General features: G+C 54.9%; 17 protein-coding genes. 9 read left to right on the forward strand and 8 right to left on the reverse strand.

The features are described 5' to 3' along the window. Positions 1-556 precede the first annotated feature (556 nt). Both METMA_RS24305 and METMA_RS0108570 read left to right on the forward strand, forming a co-directional pair. Positions 557-841, forward strand: a complete 285-nt coding sequence (locus METMA_RS24305) for a hypothetical protein (protein WP_020158669.1) — start codon at positions 557-559, stop codon at positions 839-841. Positions 842-1,150: 309 nt separating this feature from the next. Next, complete coding sequence (locus METMA_RS0108570; RefSeq protein WP_020158670.1) at positions 1,151-2,368, forward strand: cytochrome-c peroxidase; 1,218 nt, start codon at positions 1,151-1,153, stop codon at positions 2,366-2,368. Positions 2,369-2,881: 513 nt separating this feature from the next. On the opposite strand, the gene METMA_RS28025 is transcribed toward METMA_RS0108570, so the two are convergent. The 6 genes from METMA_RS28025 to METMA_RS0108605 all read right to left on the reverse strand — a co-directional run bounded on the left by METMA_RS28025 (position 2,882) and on the right by METMA_RS0108605 (position 8,883). After that, positions 2,882-4,036 (reverse strand): sensor histidine kinase, encoded by a 1,155-nt coding sequence (locus tag METMA_RS28025; RefSeq protein ID WP_269634174.1) that lies wholly within the window; start codon positions 4,034-4,036, stop codon positions 2,882-2,884. A 347-nt stretch (positions 4,037-4,383) separates the two neighbouring features. Next, positions 4,384-4,695, reverse strand: coding sequence for a transporter substrate-binding domain-containing protein (locus METMA_RS28185; RefSeq protein ID WP_027147157.1), 312 nt, complete (start codon positions 4,693-4,695; stop codon positions 4,384-4,386). Positions 4,696-5,262: 567 nt separating this feature from the next. After that, complete coding sequence (gene dhaL / locus METMA_RS0108590; RefSeq protein ID WP_020158672.1) at positions 5,263-5,913, reverse strand: dihydroxyacetone kinase subunit DhaL; 651 nt, start codon at positions 5,911-5,913, stop codon at positions 5,263-5,265. A 4-nt stretch (positions 5,914-5,917) separates the two neighbouring features. Beyond that, positions 5,918-6,922, reverse strand: coding sequence for a dihydroxyacetone kinase subunit DhaK (locus METMA_RS0108595; protein ID WP_027147159.1), 1,005 nt, complete (start codon positions 6,920-6,922; stop codon positions 5,918-5,920). 414 nt (positions 6,923-7,336) lie between these two features. Next, positions 7,337-7,954, reverse strand: coding sequence for a guanylate kinase (gene gmk, locus METMA_RS0108600; protein ID WP_020158674.1), 618 nt, complete (start codon positions 7,952-7,954; stop codon positions 7,337-7,339). A 62-nt stretch (positions 7,955-8,016) separates the two neighbouring features. Next, positions 8,017-8,883 (reverse strand): YicC/YloC family endoribonuclease, encoded by an 867-nt coding sequence (locus METMA_RS0108605; RefSeq protein ID WP_020158675.1) that lies wholly within the window; start codon positions 8,881-8,883, stop codon positions 8,017-8,019. A 47-nt stretch (positions 8,884-8,930) separates the two neighbouring features. Between METMA_RS0108605 and METMA_RS0108610 the strand changes: the two genes are divergently transcribed. The 6 genes from METMA_RS0108610 to METMA_RS0108640 all read left to right on the forward strand — a co-directional run bounded on the left by METMA_RS0108610 (position 8,931) and on the right by METMA_RS0108640 (position 14,206). Then, the gene (locus METMA_RS0108610) at positions 8,931-9,833 is read left to right on the forward strand and encodes a serine/threonine protein kinase (RefSeq protein WP_020158676.1); all 903 of its coding nucleotides are present in this window, start codon (positions 8,931-8,933) and stop codon (positions 9,831-9,833) included. Positions 9,834-9,917: 84 nt separating this feature from the next. After that, the gene (gene rph / locus METMA_RS0108615; protein WP_020158677.1) at positions 9,918-10,640 is read left to right on the forward strand and encodes a ribonuclease PH; all 723 of its coding nucleotides are present in this window, start codon (positions 9,918-9,920) and stop codon (positions 10,638-10,640) included. Beyond that, the gene (gene rdgB / locus METMA_RS0108620; RefSeq protein ID WP_020158678.1) at positions 10,637-11,248 is read left to right on the forward strand and encodes an RdgB/HAM1 family non-canonical purine NTP pyrophosphatase; all 612 of its coding nucleotides are present in this window, start codon (positions 10,637-10,639) and stop codon (positions 11,246-11,248) included. The genes rph and rdgB overlap by 4 nt, the downstream gene beginning before the upstream one ends. Before the next feature lie 276 nt (positions 11,249-11,524). After that, positions 11,525-12,130 carry a hypothetical protein gene (locus METMA_RS0108630; RefSeq protein WP_020158680.1) on the forward strand — a complete coding sequence of 202 codons (606 nt, stop codon included), beginning with the start codon at positions 11,525-11,527 and terminating at the stop codon, positions 12,128-12,130. Between the two features lie 73 nt (positions 12,131-12,203). Next, entirely contained in the window at positions 12,204-13,295 is a 1,092-nt protein-coding gene (locus METMA_RS0108635) for a phosphotransferase enzyme family protein (RefSeq protein ID WP_020158681.1), read from the forward strand. Further along, positions 13,292-14,206 carry a DMT family transporter gene (locus tag METMA_RS0108640; protein WP_020158682.1) on the forward strand — a complete coding sequence of 305 codons (915 nt, stop codon included), beginning with the start codon at positions 13,292-13,294 and terminating at the stop codon, positions 14,204-14,206. Before METMA_RS0108635 ends, METMA_RS0108640 begins: the two co-directional genes overlap by 4 nt. A 1-nt stretch (position 14,207) precedes the next feature. Here the strand turns inward: METMA_RS0108640 and amrA are convergent, their stop codons facing one another. After that, positions 14,208-14,765 (reverse strand): AmmeMemoRadiSam system protein A, encoded by a 558-nt coding sequence (gene amrA, locus METMA_RS0108645; protein ID WP_020158683.1) that lies wholly within the window; start codon positions 14,763-14,765, stop codon positions 14,208-14,210. After that, complete coding sequence (gene amrB / locus METMA_RS0108650; protein WP_020158684.1) at positions 14,752-15,531, reverse strand: AmmeMemoRadiSam system protein B; 780 nt, start codon at positions 15,529-15,531, stop codon at positions 14,752-14,754. Before amrB ends, amrA begins: the two co-directional genes overlap by 14 nt. A gap of 166 nt (positions 15,532-15,697) precedes the next feature. Here amrB and amrS point away from each other — a divergent pair, with 166 nt between their 5' ends. After that, positions 15,698-16,789: an AmmeMemoRadiSam system radical SAM enzyme gene (gene amrS / locus METMA_RS0108655; RefSeq protein ID WP_020158685.1), complete on the forward strand. Its 1,092-nt coding sequence runs from the start codon at positions 15,698-15,700 to the stop codon at positions 16,787-16,789. Positions 16,790-17,977 lie beyond the last annotated feature (1,188 nt).

Here is a 17,977-nt window from a genome sequence, read left to right on the forward strand (position 1 = left end):
TGGAAGATACAGTCACTTTTGGATTTTCGGCTAGTACTCAGTCATTCTTGTTCTGACGATTAAAGTTTGCAGAGTATTCATAGTGCGAATACCCTGAAGGGCATAAATAAATTCGCACCTACAATTTAACCGCCATAATTAAATGGACTGACTACTAGGCGAGCTCAGCGGGGATGGGCTTGAAGGAAATGACCATTACCGATTGGCACTCTGGGCCGCCCGATTTTCGCCAATCACTGTCCTAAAATAATACCGGGGCGAAAATGATGGCTAACCTGAATATTTCACCACGAAGGACACGAAGTACACGAAGGCTTTTCAATTCAAATACTTAGAAATATTTCATGATGAGCTTATGAAGTTATCGGTGATAAATGATAACACCATGATTTTCTTCGTGTTCTTCGTGTTCTCTGTGGTTTCATGAAATATCCGGGCTAACCATCGGCTCCAGGCGACCCGCGAAAGCGGCGCGGGTTCAGTGGTCTTTTTCGCGCCCGGTACGCCGCTTTTGGAGTCGACTGATTTAAGACGTTAGCTATCAAAAGGACACGTCATGAACTGGCTTGAGAGGTCGGAAGCGGAAATCTTGGCAATTGCCAATCCCATAATGGACAACCTTATGCAAGCCTCGACCGACATCGACCACGAACGGCACGTTAGGGATTTTACCGAGCAATTAAAGGCAATTGTCACAAAAGAGAATCTAGCAGCTCAGCGCAAGGAATACCAAGCCAAACTTGGTAACTTTTCGGAAAGAGAGTTCGTTGCAGTGTATAGAAAAGAAACGGTTGCTGCCGTCTTCTGGAAACAAAAGTATACAAAGCCCAAGAGCACATAGCGTTTCTTCGTTTCATCAGCATCAATGGGAAAATCTTAGTGCAAAACGTGTCTGTAACTTAACAAGAGCTAGCTATGCCATCAACTCGGTCAGTGAAAAGCGGCGCCTTCGTCATGTCGCTTTTCACTGCCGCTTATTTTGAATGTTAGATTGACTAAAGGAGGCATCATGCATCGACTATGATTTAGGCATTTGTCACAAAGTGCTTTTGGCTTTCGCCACGTGAATCACGGTTACGCTCGGAACATTGTTCCCGTAACCTCAAGTACTCTCAACTATCTATCAATCTCAATACAGGAGAAATGTGCCATGCGTAAGACGGCCATCATTTATGCGACAGCCCTTTGTCTGACCACCGCAACAGGGGCAGCGCAGGCGTTGACACCAATCGAGCAGTTGGGCAAAGACATCTTTTTTGATCCGAACCTGTCCTTCAACGCCAATCAAGCGTGTGCCGCGTGCCACTCGCCCGAGGTTGGCTGGACCGGACCTGACGCGGCTATTAACGCAACGGGGGGAGTGTATGAAGGGTCCATACCAGGGCGCTTCGGCAACCGTAAACCGCCTAGCTCGGCTTATGCGACATTCAGCCCGACCCTGCATTATATGATGGAAAGGAGGGAAGCGCTCTTCATCGGCGGCAACTTCTGGGACGGTCGCGCCACTGGCGAAAAACTGGGAAACCCCGCCGCCGACCAGGCACAAGGTCCATTCCTAAACCCTTTGGAACAGGCTTTGTCCGCGTCAGCCGATGTCGTTTCAGAGGTTTGTGGCAGTTCTTATGCCGACCTCTTTCAGCAAGTGTGGGGACCGGATGTCTGCGACCCGGACAAGGTGGCTGCCGCCTTTGACAACATCGCGCGCTCCATCGCTGCCTTCGAGGCATCGCCCGAATCCAATGCCTTTACCTCGAAATACGATTATTACCTTAAGGGTCTGGCCAGACTAACCAGGGAGGAGAGGAAAGGCCTGATCCTGTTCAAAACTAAAGGTAGGTGTGCGAACTGCCATGTTCTGGATCGGGGGCCCAACGGTGAGCCGCCTTTATTCACCGACTTTACCTATGAAAATCTGGGCGTGCCCCGGAATCCCGAGAACCCCTTCTACACCCAGACGGATTTCAACCCCTTGGGGGACAGCTGGATCGACCTCGGTTTAGGAGGATTCCTGGCGAGCCGGGAAGATTACCAGCAATTTGCAGCAGCGAACGATGGCAAACAGAAGGTGCCCACGCTGCGTAACGTCGACAAGCGGCCGCATGAAGGGTTTGTCAAGGCCTATGGGCATAATGGTTATTTCAAGAGCTTGAAGGGGATTGTCCATTTCTACAACACGCGGGACGTCAAGCCTGTCTGTGCCGATCCGTTCACTACAGAAGCGGATGCGCTGGCTCAGAACTGCTGGCCGGCATCTGAGGTGCCCGAGAACGTGAATATAAGGGAATTGGGTAACCTGCATCTCACAGAAGACCAGGAAGATGCGATTGTGACATTTCTGAAAACACTGTCCGATGGTTATCAACCCTAACGCGGCAATGGGTGTCGGGTCAGAGCGGTTCTTTTCATAACCGGCGGGAAAGAGGCTGGTTCGGTTAACAGCCTCAATGCCTGATTGCCGCATATCGCCCTTGGGACGATATACGTATGGACAGCGCCTCGAACAGGAAACCCGGGCTGCCCCGGTTTCCGCTGGTGCACGGCATTGGGGGCATTCCAAGGTATACGCCTCCGTTGGCTTCGAACGGGAAGGCAAGACCCGCCGCTGGGTGCTTGCAACCTAGCGGGCAGCCGCCAATGGACTTCCCGCGGCCAGTTGCGGCGTCTTTGTCTGACTGATGGAAAAGGACAAAAACTGACCCTTTATGGGGAGTTCCCAGCTTCCGTATGGGTTCACACGGAGGACCGTGGGAACCAGGGCATTTGCAACTAAAGCGAGTCCTGGGCGACGTCTGCAGGGCCTGCAATTTATATCTGCAGGGCTCTGCACCTACCCTGTCTCCCGGTTCATCGGGAAAGCAGCGCTTTTAACAGCGGCGCCAGCTTATGCTGCTGCCACTGCCTCATTTGCCTTCAAATCTGTTGGATGAGGAGCTGAGTCGAGCGCTGATTGGAGCAAGCAAGGCAAGCGAATGATAAATGCGCTGGCCTGGCCACGGCCTGCGCTGGTGGCCCAAACCTCACCGCCGTGCATGGCTACCAGGATTTTAACCAGCGCCAGACCAATGCCCAGCCCGCCTTCCGAGCGGTCGATCGTGCGGTCCACTTGATAGAACAGCTCAAACAGACTGGACAGTGCCGAAGGCTCAATGCCGTGGCCGTTGTCACGAACCCGGATCAAAAACTCATGGTCCGCCGGCTCAACAGTCAGACTGATACAACCACCGGCATCAGTATACTTGGCGGCATTGTTGAGCAGGTTCGAGATGACTTGCGATAGCCGCACCAGATCGCCCTCCACATAGCGCGATTCAGGCGGCAGCTGCACCGTGAAGTCATGTCGATGAGCCTCGATCAGCGGCTGGCTGGTTTCGACCGCCCGCTGCACAATCGTCGAGATGTCAAGCGCCTCCTGCTTGAGCTCGATCTTGCCTCGGCTGATGCGCGAGACATTGAGCAGGTCGTCGATCAGTCGCACCAGACGCCCGACTTGGCGCTCGATGACGTTGCTGCACCAGGCCAGCCGTGTCTCGTCCAGGCTCGAGCGTTTCATGATGTGCACGGCATTGCCGATCGGCGCCAGCGGATTGCGCAGCTCGTGGGCCAGCATGGCCAGGAATTCATCTTTGCGGCGGTCGTTCTCCTTCAGCGCCTCTTCGGCTCGCTTTTGGCCGGTAATATCGAGCACATGGCCCACGAATCCACGCACTTGACCTTCGTCGTCAAAGTCCGGCGAGTACGTTCCGTGAAACCAGCGCGGGCCATCCTCGAGGTAGGAGGCCTGCACGGCGGTATAGGCTTGGGCCATTTCGGCGGTGTGTAGCGCCACTTGCCGGCGCAACTGCCAGGTCCACAGGCCCAGCAGTGCCAACAGACTGGTAGCAGCTAATGCGCCCCAGGCCACATAGCGAACCGGAAAGGTCGACGTTTCGTAGAGACCGAGCCATTTCCGGTAGAGCCGATCGTACTCGCCAGTGGCCTTGACGATGGCCAGCCCCTGATCGAGGCGGTCGCGGAGATCAGGGTCGCTCTTGCGCACGGCAAAGCAGAACTCCCGCCGGTATTCCTTGAGCAGGGGCCAGGGTTGACGAGTTTATCCAGACCGATCTTATGGATCAGCGCGTTGCCTTGTAGCTTCGGAGCCAGCACGGCGTCATGCTGCCCCGAGGCCAGCAGGCGAAAGCCGTCCGCCAAGTTATCGACTAATACCAGTTGCTGATTAAAGCCGCGGCTGGCCAGCACTTCATGGGCAGCATCTGAGCGCACCACGATGATGTTCAGAGCGCGGGCCTGCTCGATAAACTTGATAGGATCACTTTCTTTGCGGACGAAGAAGGTATCGTAGCCGATGGTATGCGGTTCAGTAAACGCCACCTGGCCTTCGCGTTACGGCATGCGTGTCACCAGCGGCAGGACATCAATCTCACCTGACTTCAGGCTTTGCCAGAGGGTATCCAGGCGGCCGGAATAAAAGGTGACCGGAATGTCCATCACTGCGGCAACGGCAGCGAACAGCTCAACAGCGAAACCGGCGGATCGGCCCTGCGCATCGACATCGGCATAAGGCGAAAAGTCGGTCCTCGAACCGACACGTACGGTTGCTGCTATTCGGCGCTCATGAGACCGGGAAGACTTAAGATAACCACCCAGGCCAGCAGCAGTGCCAATCGCCTGATCCAGCGCTTCACAGGGGGACACACTTGCCTGTCAGGCTGAAGGGCTAATAGGCTATACGGTGGATGAGAAAATAGAGGAGTAGTAACAGATGCATCTGTCGCAAGACAGGGTAATGTTTTCAAAATCAATGTCCCATGCTCGGCTCAAAAGTAACAGGTCGTCTAAAAAATATATCCAAAGTCACAGTAACCGCCATATGGGATCAGAAGTCTGCCCATGCTTGGGTAATTGTCTGCTGACAGTAGCGATCATGACACCAGTTTCACTATGCTGACTATCAGTAAAATTACATAGATATTAAAATTCTGGCAGAGGTTTTCTCTAGTCGATTAATCGTGCTTGTTGGGCTATGACTGATTGCATGGTCTTGAGGGAGGCAATAGATGTTGTGCTTGACCAAAGGAATCGGGATGATGAATATCCGATATTGGCCGAACTTTGTCATTCGCGAAAGACCGAATTCGGCCCAGGATGTGTTCGAACCCGGCCGGCACGCCATAGCTCGGGGTAGGGTCGAAGACCACTGTGAGCATCTTTTCCAAAACGGTGTGCGCCATCGGCCAAGTCGAACGGTTTTGCTGAGTATGCTTATCGAGGGGCATCCCTTTCTGTTACGAACTCCGTCATGAATTTTAGAATCAAGTATGTCGAGATGGCGCCCGGGTCGGCATGGCCCAGCGATCGTTCGCCGAGCGTTTTGGCCTTGCCGATAGAGGCCGTCATCTCCTTGGTTTTCTCCATGCCTTGTTCCGCCGCACCGGCAACGGCCGACAGGCTTTCGGAGAGCGGCGCTGAGCTCATGTCTTCGGATTTCATTGCAGCAGACTGGAGCGCATCCACCATTGTCTTGTCGCCGACCTTAGCCCCGCCACGCTGCTTGACCGCCTCCAGGCCATCAAGCAGCATGTGCGACAGGACGCGGGAATCCAGCGATGGGGCGTCTCCAAGGTTCTTGGCTCCACCGCTGAAAAAGGTGCCGAAGACCGCCCCCGCTGCGCCGCCCACTGACATGAGCAATGTCGTGCCAATGGTCTTGAGCAATTCGCCTACGGTATTGAAAGATTGTCCTTCCAGTTTTTCCGCTACCGCCCCGAAGCCCCTGGCCATGCCCACCCCATGGTCGCCGTCGCCTATGGCCTTGTCGGCTTGGGTGAGAAGGTCTTTGCTCTCCACCATCCTCTGAGATACATACAGGAACATCTTCCGGACATCCTGTGCGCTCAGTTCCAAGATTGCCATGGGATCAAGCCTTCACCAATGCAAGCGATTGCGCGGGCATGTCGTAGTAGGACTTGAGCTCATTGTCCAGTCTCATCAGTGTGATGGAGAACCCCGCCATCTCTTGCGACGTGCAGTAGCTACCAATGAGCGTGTCGTGAACACTGATCCCTTTGTCCCTCAGAATCTGCTGTGCCTTGCGATTCGCTAGCAAGAGCTCCATCATCGTCGACGCGCCCAGGTTGTTGATCAGCAGGCAGACCTCATAGCCGCTTTCGAACGGGAGGTCGGACAGAATCCTGTGCATCATCTTCTCGACCAGCGCATCGGCGGTAAGCATCTTTTCCCGCGACACGCCTGCTTCACCGTGGAGTCCCATACCGATCTCGATTTCATCATCGGGAAGTTCAAATGTGGGTTCGCCGGTCTCCGGCAGCGACCCGGCGGATAAGGCAATACCCATGGATCGGGTGTTGTCGCGAGCCTTGCTGGCAATGCGGGATACCTCGTGCAGGTCGTTTTCCTGTGCCGAAACGGCACCTGCGATCTTGATGACAAACAGGTCGCCGGCAATTCCTCGGCGGTCTTCCATTCGCTCCAGTGGAGCAGAGGCCACATCGTCCCAGACCCGAACGGTTTGGGTCGCAATGCCTTCCTCGGCAGCCAGTTCAGCAGCCATGTCGAAATTCATATTGTCGCCAGCGTAATTGCCGTAGAGGTAGAGTACCCCCTTCCCCTGGTTCAGCGCTTTAGTGGCGCTGAGAATGATGTCCGGCGACGGGGCCGCGAACACATTGCCGCAAGCGGCACCGTCGGCCATGTTCCTGCCGATAAAACCTGCGAAGAGGGGTTCATGTCCGCTGCCGCCGCCGACCAATAGGCCGACCTTGTCCTTGGGTAGCTTCGACTTCACAACGGCATTCACACCGTCCAACTTTCTGACCTGCCCATGGTATGCGTCAACTAATCCTTCGAGGAGTTCCGGAACCACGTTCTTCGGATCGTTGAGAATTTTCTTGGTCTTGTTCATGCAGGCGCCTTTCTTTGTGTCCTGGGAGACCGACTCTATTGCACATCCAATCAGCATTTCCATGCCAAGGCAATATAGGCGTTGATCCACGATATCCATTAACCGTACATATCTCGATTCAAGTACACAATATGTACGAATACCCATATGTACTGACTCGAAAGATAGGCGGATATGAAATTCCAATGCCCATTCACTTCTCTACACACGCAAACAAGCATAAAGATGACCGACCTCTCACTATCCGCTTCTGGCCGACTACGGCAGGTCATCTAACCGTAAATTTACTAATTTCCAATCGCTGCTTTCATTGGAATAGTCTGTTTTTTCATATTTGCAACTAAAGCGAGCCCTGTGCGACGTCTGCAGGGCCTGCAATTATCTGCAAGCTCTGCACCTACCCTGCCTTCAGGTTCATCGGGAAAGCAGCGCTTTTAACAGCGGCGCCAGCTTATGCTGCTGCCGCTGCCTCGTTAAGCGGTTGGCGATCAGGATGCTTTTTAATGCCGCCAGCGCCTGTTCAAAGTCATCATTGACCACCAGATAATCAAACTCGTGATAATGGCTCATTTCGGCCACGGCATCGCGCATGCGGCGGGCGATGATCTGCTCATCATCCTGGCCGCGGTTTCTAAGGCGCTGCTGCAATACGGCGGTCGAAGGCGGCAGAATGAAAATGGACTGGCTGTCCGGCAGAAGTTGTTTGATCTGCTGGGCGCCCTGCCAGTCGATTTCCAGGATCACATCCAGGCCCTGGCTCAGGTTTTCCTGCACGGTTTGCCTGGCGGTGCCGTAAAAATTATCGAAAACCCGGGCATGTTCAAGAAAGGCCTGCTGTTCCAGCATGGCCTGGAAATCGGCGATAGAGACAAAATAATAATCCCGGCCATGCGCTTCGCCGGGGCGCATCGGGCGCGTCGTATGAGAGATCGATACGGTCAGGCTGTCGAGATCGGCGACCAGCTGTTTCACCAGACTGGTTTTGCCGGCCCCGGACGGTGCAGCAATGATGTAAAGTTTGCCGTGGTTCATAAGGTCTTGTCTTAATTAAGGATGATGGGCCGGTTGGTAATAGGTCTGGGAGCGGCGGTGCTTTACTCGATATTCTGTACCTGTTCGCGCATCTGCTCGATCAGCACTTTCAGTTCGATGGCGATCTGGGTCATTTCCTTATCGGCCGATTTGGAGCCCAGGGTATTGGCCTCGCGATTCAATTCCTGCATCAGAAAATCCAGCCGCCTGCCGATCGGATCTTTTTGCAGGAGCACTCTTAACACTTCGGCGATATGGGTTTGCAGCCGGTCCAGTTCTTCAGAGATATCCAGTTTTTGCGCCAGAAACACCAGTTCCTGCTCCAGGCGGTCGAAGTCGGGCTCGGCGGACAGCTCGGTGATTCTGTCTTTCAGCTTATTCCGCAGATTCAACAGGACTTCCGGCATGCGTTTGTCGGCCGAGGCCACAAAGCCTTGCATTTTCAGGCAGCGTTCCGTGATCAGTTCGCCCAACTGGGCGCCCTCCCGCTCCCTGACCTCAAGCAATTGGTCCAGCGTTTGGTCGACCAGTGCCGTGATGCCGCGCTTCAGCGCTTCCCTGTCATTGTCGGGCTCCTGCTGTATGCCGGGGAAGGCCAGGACATCCAGCGCCGAGAATGACAGCGGGGCCAGCATCTGTTGCTCGATTTCACTGGCGGCCGCCAGCAGGGCCGCGACGGCATCGCGGTTAATGAGTAACTCCTGGCCGTCTTTAGCCTGTTTCTTGCTGTTTATGATGCATTCCACTTTGCCGCGTTTAATCTTGGCTCCAATGATGGCGCGCAGATCGGACTCGATAAAACGCAACCGATCCGGCAGCTTGAAGGTGATATCGCAGTAACGGTGATTGACCGAACGCAATTCGCAACTGAGGGTCAGCTTACCGATTTCTGCTTCATTACCGGCAAAAGCGGTCATACTTTTAATCATTTTTCACCTATACTTTGTAGAGTCTTAGCTCGACAGAATTTTTTTCAATGGCCGAATACTACGATCCCGACACCTATCCGAAGCAGTGGAACTACCTTCAAACCGGCACTATTATAGACCAGTATATGATCGAGCGGGAATTGGCGCATGGCGGATTCAGCTCGGTCTATCTGGCCCGGCAGACAGCGGATCAGGTTCAGGTTGCGATCAAGGAATACTTGCCCCGCAAGCTGGCGCACCGGACCTGGAACAACATGGTTGTCGCCAACAGCGATGAAACCCAGTCCCTGTTCCGGCACGGCCGGGCCTTGTTTTTCGAGGAGGCCAAGGTTCTGGCGAAACTGAAACACCCCAATATCGTCGAGGTGATCAATTTTTTCCAGGCCAACGCCACGGTTTACATGGTTATGACTTATGACTATGGCGTCACGCTCAATAAAATTCTCAAAAACAAGCTCCTGCCGGTTACCGATGAATTCCTGCTGGCCGTCTTCAATTCGCTGCTGGACGGCGTCAGCCATATTCATGCGCATCATCTTATCCACATGGACATCAAACCCGCCAATATTCTCGTGCGCCCCGGCCATGATGCGCTACTGCTCGATTTCGGCGCCATCCAGAGCTTTCCGCATGGGCGCTTGAACAAGCAAGGCAAGATATTGACCAAAGGCTTCTCGCCTATAGAGCAGCATGATTTGAGCGCACCTTTAGGTCCATGGACCGATATTTATGCCATAGGTGCCAGCATGCGCGCCTGCCTTGAATATAAACCGCTGATTCCGGCGCCCGACCGGATGCGGCAGGATACGCTCGTGCCCGCCGTTAAAGCCTTCAAACGCAAATTTCCGCAATTTTTGCTGAAAGCCATAGACTGGGCCATGGAACTGCGCCCGGAAAAGCGCCCGCAATCGGTCGCCGAGTTGCAGCAGGCGCTTGCCGACAGCAATTAACAACCGTTTCCGATGCCTTAAAATCGAGCCCGCCTCATCCCCGGATCAGGTATACTGTGCGGTTTTATTTTAGCGGAACAGATAATGAGACCTAGCGGACGCAACCCGAATCAACTACGAGACATCAAATTTACCTGCGGCTTTACAAAACATGCGGAAGGATCTGTTCTGGTTGAATTTGGCGATACGCGCGTGCTTTGCACGGCCAGCGTTGACAACCATGTGCCGCGTTTTCTGAAAGGCAAGGGCGAAGGCTGGATTACCGCCGAATACGGCATGCTGCCGCGCTCGACGCACAGCCGCATGGGCCGGGAGGCCAGCAGCGGCCGGCAAGGCGGGCGCACCCTGGAAATCCAGCGCCTAATCGGTCGCTCGCTGCGCGCCGCGGTGGATTTAAAGGCGCTGGGCGAAAATACCATCACCATAGACTGCGATGTGCTGCAGGCGGACGGCGGCACGCGCACGGCCTCGATCACGGGCGGCTTCGTCGCCTTGTCGCTGGCCGTGCAGAAAATGCTCAAACGCAGGCAAATCAAGACCAACCCGCTGCACGGACAGGTCGCCTCCGTATCGGTCGGCATCTACAACGGCGTGCCGGTACTGGACCTGGATTATGCCGAGGACAGCAATGCCGAAACCGACATGAATGTGGTCATGAACGATGCGGCCGCTTTTATCGAAGTGCAGGGCACGGCCGAAGGCCATGCCTTCAGAAAGGCGGAACTGGACGCGATGCTGGATCTCGCCGGGCACGGCATCAAGCAACTGCTGGAAAAACAGCACGAAGCGCTGGAAAACTTCAAATGAGCCCGGCCAAGTCGCAACCTATCGTACTGGCCAGCGGCAATGCCGGCAAGATCAGGGAGATACAGGCCCTGCTTGCCGGCCACACGATCGTTCCGCAGTCCGCGTTCAATGTCGCCGACTGCGAGGAAACGGGCCTCACTTTTGTGGAAAATGCCATCCTGAAAGCCCGGAACGCGGCCCGGCAGAGCCATCTGCCCGCCATTGCCGATGACTCGGGGCTGGTTGTCGATGCCCTGGGCGGCGCACCCGGCGTATTCTCGGCCCGGTATGCCGGCGCCGGCGCCAGCGATCAGGACAATATCGACAAACTGCTGCGGGCACTGGACGGCGTACCCGAGTCGCAACGCAGCGCGCGCTTTATCTGCGTCATGGTGTTCATGGAACATGCCGACGATCCCTGCCCGGTGATCGCCCAGGGCATCTGGGAAGGCCGCATACTGACGCATAGCGCCGGCGAAAACGGCTTCGGTTATGACCCGGTATTCTGGGTGCCGGAACAAAACCGCGCCTCGGCCGAACTGCCGGCAGCCGTGAAAAATTCGCTGAGCCACAGAGGCAAGGCACTGAAGAATTTGACCGCCTTAATATCAGCTAAAGAAACTTTTTAGCCCTGCCATACTCACTAAGCAAGAAACCCGGCATTAAAGCATCTGTTTTGCCGGGGTTCCGTACTGCTGCATTCAATCCGATCCGCGGCTTCGCGGGACATAGCTGAAATAAAAACAAATTCAAACCGACCGGTGCAGGAATTCGATTTACGGAAACAAGCGGCCGGATCCATAAGTAAAAAATCCATTACTTATATAGGATCCGTCTTCATCTTTTTAACGTATCGCTTATCCTGCCCGCCTTTAATTTGCTATTACTTGTAGTAAGGAGGGTTTATGAACGTCAACAGGAAATTCCGCTCCACGGCAATCATCATTTTCAATCTTTCCATCGCTGCCGATGTTTCCGCTGATCAAAACACCGGTGAATTGGATGGCATTTACAATCTCAGGCGGGGCTGGGCGGAATCACAGGAAATTGGGGCATCGCCCAATCCCGGTGAGCCTGTCGAGCAAATAGGCCGTTATAGGGTCACTTTGGACAGGCGAGACTGGCCCCTGCTGCCGCCAGCGGAAAAAAAGAGAATCAGGAGAGTATTGACCATCAGCGGCGTTTTTCGCGGCGAACTCGTGCAGTACATCGGTCAGAATCCCTTGTTTGATCATGCTCTGGGCAACGACGATCGCACCGGCGCGGTATACACGGAAAACGATACCCTGGTTTCGCCGCCGAAAATCGTCCCCTGCGGCCCTCCCGGCCTTGTGACTATTTCGGGCGTGGAACAGATTAATCCGATTAAGGGCATCGGCATTTACAGCAATCTGCGAAGAAGCAAAATACTGGCTAATGTCACAGTAAATCAATGTACTCTGCAAAATGATTTACAGTTCATTCCCGAAGTCAGCTATTTATGTTTTGAAGGAAGCACAATCTGTCCATAACCCATTTAGACTCGTGGCTGATTTGATGACAGCCCTCCGGCCACGAGACGTTTTTTTGTATATATAAAAACCCATGCCAGCCTTTGACCGTACTTTAAACGCACGCTTGCCTATTGCCCGCCGGTTCGCCAGCACTCAGGCCATCACCGACATACAACCTTTGGGCAACGGCCTGATCAATGACACGTTTCTGGTCATGACCGACGCCGCGCCGTTTGTCTTGCAACGCATCAACACGGCGGTTTTCCCGCGGCCGGCGCGGATCATGGAAAACCTGCAGGCCTTAAACAAACACCTTCAGACGAAACCCGCCGGCTCGGTTAAATTGCGGATACCGGACATCTTACCGGCGGTCGGCGGCGAGTATTACTACGAACAAAAGGGCGATTACTGGCGGGCCTTGCGCTATATCGATCATACGGAGAGCCTGGAAGTCATCGGGAGCACGCATGATGCGGCACAGGCAGGGTTTGCGCTGGGCCATTTCCATCGCCTGCTCAGCGATCTTGATCCCGGCATCCTGCACGATACCCTGCCCGGCTTTCATATCACGCCGAATTATCTGAACCGCTATGACCAGGTAGCGGCGAAGCTGCCGGCTTCATCGGCCGACAGCCGTTATTGCGCCGATTTCATAGACCGGCACCGGCACATCGCCGGCGATCTGGAAACCGCCAGGCAACAGGGCCTGCTGACCCCTCGCGTGATACACGGCGATCCCAAGCTCAATAATTTTTTGTTCGACAGGCATACCGGAACCATTGTCGGCGTGGTCGACCTGGATACCGTCAAGCCGGGACTGGTGCATTACGATATCGGCGATTGCCTGCGCTCCTGCTGCCAGACAACGGCCCCCGTCGGCTTCGATACGGATCGCTGCGCCATTATCCTGGCAAGCTATCTGGCCGAGGCCGGCGCATTCTTTACCGAATCCGATTATGCGTATTTGTACCCGGCCATCCGCCTGATTCCTTTTGAACTGGGCATCCGGTTTTTGACCGACCATCTGGAAAGCGACCGCTATTTCAAGGTGACGGAGCCGGGGCAAAACCTGCGGCGCGCGGCCGAACAGTTCCAGCTCTGCGAGGCTATCGGCAGGCAGGAACCGGCCATCAGGCACATCATAGCGCGGCTGAAAAAACAAACGCTGGAATCTTGCCGGTGAGCGCCGTCCCGTCCGGGCAGCGCCATCTGCTCATCGGTTGCCCCCTGGTGCTGCTCGGCGCCCTGGGTTTTTCCGCCAAGGCCATCTTCATCAAGCTGGCTTACGCGGCCGAAGGCCAAATAGACGCGATCAGCCTGATGGCCTTGCGCATGCTGTTTTCGCTGCCCTTGTTCCTGGCGGTTGCGCTCTGGCATAACAGGCAATCGCCGGCCGCGGCGCTGACTAAAAAGCAGTGGGCCGCGCTGACCGTACTGGGCCTGATGGGTTATTACATCGCCAGCTATCTGGATTTTATCGGCCTGCTGTACATCTCGGCCGGACTGGAGCGGATCATCCTGTTTTTGTATCCGACCTTCGTCGTGCTGTTTTCGGCGCTGTTGTACAGAAAGTGGATTTCGCTACGTGAAATAGCCGCGCTGGGCCTGAGTTATGCGGGCATGCTGCTGGTCTTCATCGAACAGCTGTCGACAGAGTCTTCGGGCATCTGGCTGGGATCGTCCCTGGTGCTGGCTGGCGCCGTGATCTTTGCCTTTTTCACCATGGGCAGCGGCGTCATGGGCCGGCGCATCGGCTCCGCGCGCTTTACCGCTTACACCATGACCATTGCCAGCATCGCTACCCTCGTGCATTTTGCCGTCAATCACGGCACAGCGTTGACCGGTTTCTCCGCCGAGGTTTATAAACAGGCCATGCTGATGGCGGTTTTTTCCACGGTATTGCCGGCGTTTTTCATGAATGCCGGCATCAGGCGGATCGGCGCGGGCCCGGCCTCCATTATCAGCATGATCGGTCCGATCGCGACCCTGGCCCTGGCTTTCCTGTTTCTGGGCGAGGCCGTTACCCTGCCGCAGCTGGCCGGCACGTTTTTTGTGCTGGCCGGCGTTTATGTGGTCAGCCGCGCCAAGTCCTGATTCAGGCGATCACTTCGGCGCGGTAACGGTAAACCCTGATGGTATCGGACCAGTAGCCGGGAGCGAGCCCCGCTTTCTGTTTCAGATGCCTCAGAAACTGTTCGGGGTCAGGCAGCGATTCCCACACCGACGGCAGGAACGTGCCGCGCCGGCGCCCCTCGGCCAGAATCAAGCCATCGACGCCGGCCTGCAACTGTTGCAGCAAATCCTGTTCCGAGCTAAACGAAAGCGGCTCAGGCGGCGTCAGAATGGAAAGATGAATCTCCAGATCGCTCAGTTCATGCGCCTCCACCGGCTGAAACCGGGGGTCCATAAAAGCCGCGGAAAAAGCGTTTTTGGCGATATCCTCGGCCAACGGCCTGATGGCATCCAGCGTGCCGATGCAGCCGCGCAGCTGATGCTGCTTCTGCAGCGTGACGAACGTGGCACGCTGTTCCGACAGTTCCGCCGGATACTCGGTTAAATCGATGACCAGCGGCTTGCCTGTCTGCAGGCCATGCTGAATGGAATAGCTTGCCAGCGCCTTCAACCGGTGCTGGTGTTCTTTATTCAATGACATAAGCCCCATAACCCACCACTCTTGCTTTATCTCCCCCGGTATCGCCGGAGTTGCGCAAATCAATGGTTCTAACCGAGAGAGACTTGTCCCGCGCCAGCTTCAGCAGCCCGCTGACCGGCACCTTGCCGCAGGCGGACTCGAACACCAGCTGCTCATACTGCAGATGTTCTATCGCTTCGCTGGTCGAGCGATCCAGCTGTTGCGCGGTCATGTAATCATGATAATGGCTCAGATCGGAACTGACCACGATCAGCGTCTCATCATGGCCCCACATCAGCTCGATCACCTGGCTGACCTGCTCCGGCGTGGCATCGCCCGCGACGATGGGGATCAGCTTGAAGCCATCGAGCATCTCCTGCAGAAAAGGCAGATGCACTTCCAGGCTGTGTTCATACGTGTGCGCCTGCTCAATGTATTCGACAAAAGGCAGCTTCACCAGCGTCTTGACCGCCTCCTCATCGACCTCGATATTGCCCAAAGGCGTGCTGAACGTTTGCGCCCGGCTCACGGCCAGCCCCCTGAACGCGACGCGATGGGACGGACCGATCAACACCACTCTGTTGATCAGATGCCTGGCGCCTTTCAGGCGCGCATACGCGCTCGCGGCAACCGGGCCAGAATAGATGTAGCCCGCATGCGGCGCGATAATCGCTTTGGGAACTTTCGCGTCGGATTGGGCATCATTTAAATACCGATTAAGCATTTGATGCAGCTGTTGGGGATTGGCGGGATAGAAAGTTCCTGCCACAGCGGGTTGTCTATTCATTGAGCGTTCCTGTTATGTTGCTGGAGAAAACTGGCGTTGGCGCAAACCGTTGAAGTTAGTTGAACTATTGTGCTGGAAATAAAATATCCCCACTAGTCCCAATGTTATAAACCGATTATTACCGAAATGTGACCATGTGACCTGTTGATGGTTCCGGGAGAAATTAATGACTGTTTTTGTGGCCCCCGACATAGTCAAAACGCGGCATTGGCACCGCCTGGACGATGGCCGTATCCAGTGCGATATCTGTCCGCGATTTTGTAAATTGCATGCCGGTCAGCGCGGCCTTTGCTTTGTCAGACAAAATCTGGACGATGAGATCGTCATGACCAGTTACGGCCGCTCCAGCGGTTTTGCCATCGACCCGATCGAAAAAAAACCGCTGAACCACTTTCTGCCCGGCACCCCGGTCCTGTCCTTCGGCACGGCCGGCTGTAATCTGGCCTGCAAGTTCTGCCAGAACTGGGACATCAGCAAATCGCGCGAAATGGACAGGCTGATGAGCCAGGCCTCGCCCGACGCGATTGCGCGGGCGGCGCTCGACCGGGGCTGCGCCAGCGTCGCTTATACCTATAATGATCCGGTGATTTTCCACGAATACGCGATAGACACCGCCCAGGCCTGCCGCGACCTGGGCATCAAATCGGTGGCGGTATCGGCCGGCTATGTCTGCGCCGAGCCCCGCGCCGAGTTTTATCAATGGATGGATGCCGCCAACATCGACCTGAAAGCCTTTACCGAGCGCTTCTACCACCAGATTACCGGCGGCCATCTGGAACCGGTGCTGGAAACGCTTAAATACATCAAACACGAAACCTCGGTCTGGCTGGAGCTGACGACCTTGATTATTCCCGGAGAGAATGATTCGGAAGCCGAACTGGAAGCGATGACGCAATGGGTCGTCGAAAATCTGGGGCCGGATGTGCCGATGCATTTCTCGGCTTTCCATCCCGACTGGAAAATGCGCGATAAACCCCATACGCCGGCAAAATCGTTACTGCTGGCGCGGGACATCGCGCTGAAAAACGGCGTGCGTTACGCCTATGTCGGCAATGTACACGACAAATCGGCCAGCAGCACTTATTGCCATAATTGCGGCTCCTTATTAATAGGCCGCGACTGGTACGACCTGGACGAATGGAACCTGGATAACTCAGCCTGCCGTTTCTGCGGCGAACGCTGCGCCGGCGTTTTCGACCAACACCCCGGCGATTGGGGCGGCAAGCGCCGGGCGGTCACCATGAACCGGGCGACGTAAGACCAGGCCAACAGGATCCGGTTAAAGCTCCGTAGGTCGGGTTAGCGCAGCGTAACCCGACACTTTCGCGCCCCAATGCGCCGACTTGACTTCGACCTGTCGGGTTACGCCAAGGGCTAACCCGACCTACGGTTTTTTGGCCTTAAAACTCATATGCCCCTGCTCGTAGGTCGGGTTTACCCTAAAGGGCATAAAAGCGCAGCGTAACCCGACGCTTTCGCGCCCCAATGCGCCCACTTGACTTCGACCTGTCGGGTTACGCCAAGGGCTAACCCGACCTACGGTTTTTTGGCCTTAAAACTCATATGCCCCTGCTCGTAGGTCGGGTTTACCCTAAAGGGCATAAAAGCGCAGCGTAACCCGACACTTTCGCGCCCCAATGCGCCGACTTGGCTTCGACCTGTCGGGTTACGCCAAGGGCTAACCCGACCTACGGTTTTTTGGGCTTAAAACTCATATACCCCTGCTCGATCGGGTGGAGGTAACGGGATTGCGCCCGTTACCTCTGCCACACCACCGCACGTGCGGTTTTCCGCATCCAGCGGTTGGAATCAACGGCTAAGCCGCTCAAGGTTTTGCTTCTTGTCGATACATCTTACGTTGTAAACGCCCTGTTACTGCACTCGCCACATCCGGCTTCGCCTACTTCTTGGAATCCACCAAAGGCCGTAGGTAATACACCAACAAACGGAGTCTTGAAATCGTCATGTTCCGCTATATTGCTGACTTGTTTGAAATGGCAGTTTGCTGCGCGAAACCGCCCTACACTACTGGTCATGTTGGCCATGAATAAAGAAAAGCGACGGCGCCAGGTTGGTCGGCGGTGCTTGATTCGCGGTGAATTCCAGGTTGAAAACAAGCAAGGATTGCCGCCGGCAGGCCGGATTTAGATGTTTTGATCATGTGAAACAACCTATTAAACAATGTTATTTAACATAGTTAACTAACGTTTCGATTTTTCCCTGCTCCGGCGTTGATTGCCTGAATGAGACATTGGCAAGAGCCACGCATAAAAACCCTATAAAAATCAATCAATTAATACAAGCATGGCAAACAGGCAAAAGGTTTACGCTTGTCCGCTTAAATATTGGCACGCTATTTGAGTATTTTTAACCGGCTTATTTACCCGAATTAAGTTCAATTAGCTGTCATTTCCGGATGCTACAATCCACTAATATACTAACGGAT

It is taken from the genome of Methylobacter marinus A45 (genome assembly GCF_000383855.1).
Taxonomy (GTDB): Bacteria; Pseudomonadota; Gammaproteobacteria; order Methylococcales; family Methylomonadaceae; genus Methylobacter; species Methylobacter marinus.

Coding starts and splice junctions, on each gene's coding strand:
- METMA_RS24305 (WP_020158669.1), top strand. CDS start 557: ATGAACTGGCTTGAGAGGTCGGAAGCGGAAATCTTGGCAATTGCCAAT.
- METMA_RS0108570 (WP_020158670.1), top strand. CDS start 1,151: ATGCGTAAGACGGCCATCATTTATGCGACAGCCCTTTGTCTGACCACC.
- dhaL (WP_020158672.1), bottom strand. CDS start 5,913: ATGGCAATCTTGGAACTGAGCGCACAGGATGTCCGGAAGATGTTCCTG.
- METMA_RS0108595 (WP_027147159.1), bottom strand. CDS start 6,922: ATGAACAAGACCAAGAAAATTCTCAACGATCCGAAGAACGTGGTTCCG.
- gmk (WP_020158674.1), bottom strand. CDS start 7,954: ATGAACCACGGCAAACTTTACATCATTGCTGCACCGTCCGGGGCCGGC.
- METMA_RS0108605 (WP_020158675.1), bottom strand. CDS start 8,883: ATGATTAAAAGTATGACCGCTTTTGCCGGTAATGAAGCAGAAATCGGT.
- METMA_RS0108610 (WP_020158676.1), top strand. CDS start 8,931: ATGGCCGAATACTACGATCCCGACACCTATCCGAAGCAGTGGAACTAC.
- rph (WP_020158677.1), top strand. CDS start 9,918: ATGAGACCTAGCGGACGCAACCCGAATCAACTACGAGACATCAAATTT.
- rdgB (WP_020158678.1), top strand. CDS start 10,637: ATGAGCCCGGCCAAGTCGCAACCTATCGTACTGGCCAGCGGCAATGCC.
- METMA_RS0108630 (WP_020158680.1), top strand. CDS start 11,525: ATGAACGTCAACAGGAAATTCCGCTCCACGGCAATCATCATTTTCAAT.
- METMA_RS0108635 (WP_020158681.1), top strand. CDS start 12,204: ATGCCAGCCTTTGACCGTACTTTAAACGCACGCTTGCCTATTGCCCGC.
- amrA (WP_020158683.1), bottom strand. CDS start 14,765: ATGTCATTGAATAAAGAACACCAGCACCGGTTGAAGGCGCTGGCAAGC.
- amrB (WP_020158684.1), bottom strand. CDS start 15,531: ATGAATAGACAACCCGCTGTGGCAGGAACTTTCTATCCCGCCAATCCC.
- amrS (WP_020158685.1), top strand. CDS start 15,698: ATGACTGTTTTTGTGGCCCCCGACATAGTCAAAACGCGGCATTGGCAC.